This is a genomic window from Campylobacter showae CC57C, assembly GCF_000344295.2.
Taxonomy (GTDB): domain Bacteria; phylum Campylobacterota; class Campylobacteria; order Campylobacterales; family Campylobacteraceae; genus Campylobacter_A; species Campylobacter_A showae_B.
In genome coordinates this window covers 1-2,841 of record NZ_AOTD01000207.1, presented here as the reverse complement: position 1 = coordinate 2,841, position 2,841 = coordinate 1, and the positions used below count along the sequence as shown (strand labels likewise).

Here is a 2,841-nt window from a genome sequence, read left to right as displayed (position 1 = left end):
AGCCAAAAATAGCGCGCTTACCGCCCCTTTTTTATTTTCTTTCGTCGTCATTTTTTCGCCTTAATTAAATTTTACGGCTCATTATATCTTAAGTTATCGATTTTTCGACATTACGGAATAAAAAATAATAATAAAGTAGAAAATTCGGCGCAAGCAGATCTTTAAGCGCCGAATTTAAGGATTATTTTATTTTAGCTTCGAGTGAGATTTCTACATCCGGATAGCTTTTGCCACCATGAAAAAGCTTGGCTGAAGCCGCGTATTTTTCAAATGTCTCATTGAGTTTCAAATCAGCCAACAAATCAATGCCGATTTTAGCCTTTAGTTTACCATCTTCCACCGTATACTGCGTTTTGTAAGACTTTGAGTTTCCTTTTACGCTAACTTCGACTTCAGCTTCGCCCGCTTTTTCGTCGCCGCTTACGGATACAATTTTAGCCATTATTGCGTTGCTGTCAAAGATCATACCGATGCGTTTGTCGCGATCGGGCAACTTTGTATCGATATTTTTAGGATCGATGTTAAACTCAAAGGTTTTTAGAAAATCGGCAAAATTTGCGTTTTCCGCGCTTTTAAAGCCAAGATCTTTAAACGTACCCTCGACGGCTGTTTTGTTAGCTAACTTATAGCCAACGAATTTGACGCTAGGGTTGCCATCTACACTAAAAGCAAATGCCGAAGCAGCCAAAATAGATGTGACAAGCGCAACTGAAGTAATTTTTTTCATACACTCTCCTTAAGATTAAGATTAATAACTAATATCATTAGAATGGGAATTATATAACCCCTATCTTCAAAGAATGCTTAAATTGGATATTTTTTATCCTTTTTTATTAGTAATACCGTTTTTGCAGTACTTATAAAACACATCTAAGAAATTTAAGGAGCAAAAAATACTATAATCGCCGCACTAATTTGCTCCAAATTTAAATTACTCTTTCCTAAAAAGAGATAAAAAACCGCCGCTTCTACCGCACTATCCGAAGCCTACACGCCGAAAATATTTCCTTCTCGAGTGCCGCGCAGCATCCTAAAATGTAGCCAAATTTAACCAAAGCGGAGTATAATGCTAATGAAATAGCGGCTTTAAGGAGGCGAAATGGGTTTAAATTTAAGCAAATTTTACGCGTTTTTTGCCTTTTTTATCCTGATTTTTGCAGGCTGCGCGGATGAGAAGGGGAGCGCGTTTTTTAACGGCTACGTCGAGGGAGATTATCTTTGCGTCGCGCCTAGCGTTAGCGGACGAATCGTAAATTTAAGCGTCAAAGAGGGCGCCGTCGTTCAAGAGGGTGAGCCACTTTTTGCGCTTGAGAGCGCCGAAGCGATAGCAAATTTAGACGCCGCAAAGGCTAACGTGAGCGCTCTGGAAGCCGAGCTAGCCGACCTTAGCACGGGCAAGCGCCCCGAGGAGATCGAGCGGATAAATGCCGAGCTAAAACAAGCCAAGGCCGCGCTTTGGATCGCGGAGGCTAACTATGAACGCGCAAAGTCGCTGCTGGCTAAAAACGCCGTTTCGCAAAAAGAATTTGACGCGGCAAAGGCGGAATTTGACCGCGCAAACGCTCTGGTTAGCGAGCTAAACGCCGCGCTAAAGATCGCAAATTTGCCCGCTAGAAGCGAACAAATAACAAGCCTAAAAGCAAAAATACAAGCGGCCAAAGCTAACGAGCGCGCCGCGCGGTGGAGGCTAGAGCAAACCGCCGTCCTAGCGCCGAGATCCGGGCTCGTCGAGGATATATTTTATAAAACGGGCGAATTCGTCCAAAGCTCGCAGCCTGTGCTATCTCTGCTGCCGCCGGGCGAGGTCAAGATCAGGTTTTTCGTGCCCGCAGGCGCGCTGCCTAGCCTGCGCGAGGGGCAAAAAGCGCGCATTAGCTGCGAGGGATGTGCGGATTTTAGCGCTCGTATCGTAAAGATCGCGTCCACTCCCGAGTACGCCCCGCCCGTCATCTACAACCAAACCTCGCAAAGCACGCTGGTGTATCTAGTCGAGGCCGTGCCCGAAAACAACGCAACCGCACTGCATCCATCGCTACCGATAAAAGCGAGGCTAGAGCCGTGAACGCGCAAAATATCTCCGTTCAAATTCGGCGTTTAAATTTGGACGAAATTTCGCCGGAGCAAAATTTAAACGCACACAGTAGCAAAATTTACGGCGCAGACAAAGCTCCGTCGCAGACTGAAAGAAAATCAAATTTGAGTGGGTTAAATCTAGCAAACAAGTTAAAAGAGAAATTTAGCAGCGCAAATTTGCCCTCAAATTTGACAAACGCAGCAAATTTAACCGCAAGCCAAAGCTCAAATTTGACTCCAAATTTGAGTCCCAAACCGCAGAGCGGCGACTACGCCGTCGACGTTAGAGGCCTCACCAAAAAATTCGGCAAAAAGATCATCACGGACGGCGTAGATATCAGGGTCAAAAAGGGCAGCGTGTGCGGATTTTTAGGACCAAACGGCAGTGGCAAGACGACTACCATACGCATGCTTTGCGGTCTTTTAAAGCCAGACGGCGGTAGCGGCAGCTGTCTGGGGTATGATTTCCGCAGCCAAAGCGAAGCCATACGCCTAAAAACGGGCTATATGACGCAGAAATTCGGTTGGTACGACGACCTTAGCGTGAGGGAAAATTTGGAATTTATCGCTAGGCTTTTTGCGGTCAAAAACCAAAAAACGGCCGTAAATCAAATCCTAGACCGCTTAGACCTCGCCCCGCGTCAAAACCACCTAGCAGGCAGTTTATCTGGCGGCTGGAAACAGCGGCTAGCGCTTGCGATGTGCCTCGTGCACGGCCCGGAGCTGCTTTTGCTCGACGAGCCGACGGCGGGCGTAGATCCAAAGGCT

3 protein-coding genes are annotated in these 2,841 nt (G+C 46.4%); 2 read left to right on the top strand and 1 reads right to left on the bottom strand.

Annotated features, from left to right (window positions below; genetic code table 11):
* Positions 1–181: 181 nt before the first annotated feature.
* Positions 182–727, bottom strand: coding sequence for a YceI family protein (locus tag H740_RS07805; protein WP_002953020.1), 546 nt, complete (start codon positions 725–727; stop codon positions 182–184).
* Positions 728–1,099: 372 nt separating this feature from the next.
* Between H740_RS07805 and H740_RS07800 the strand changes: the two genes are divergently transcribed.
* On the top strand, positions 1,100–2,062 hold the full coding sequence (locus H740_RS07800; RefSeq protein ID WP_002953019.1) for an HlyD family secretion protein: 963 nt from the start codon (positions 1,100–1,102) through the stop codon (positions 2,060–2,062).
* Positions 2,059–2,841 (top strand): ABC transporter ATP-binding protein (locus tag H740_RS07795; protein WP_002953017.1); only part of this gene is annotated, 783 nt, incomplete at its 3' end. The genes H740_RS07800 and H740_RS07795, both read left to right, overlap by 4 nt.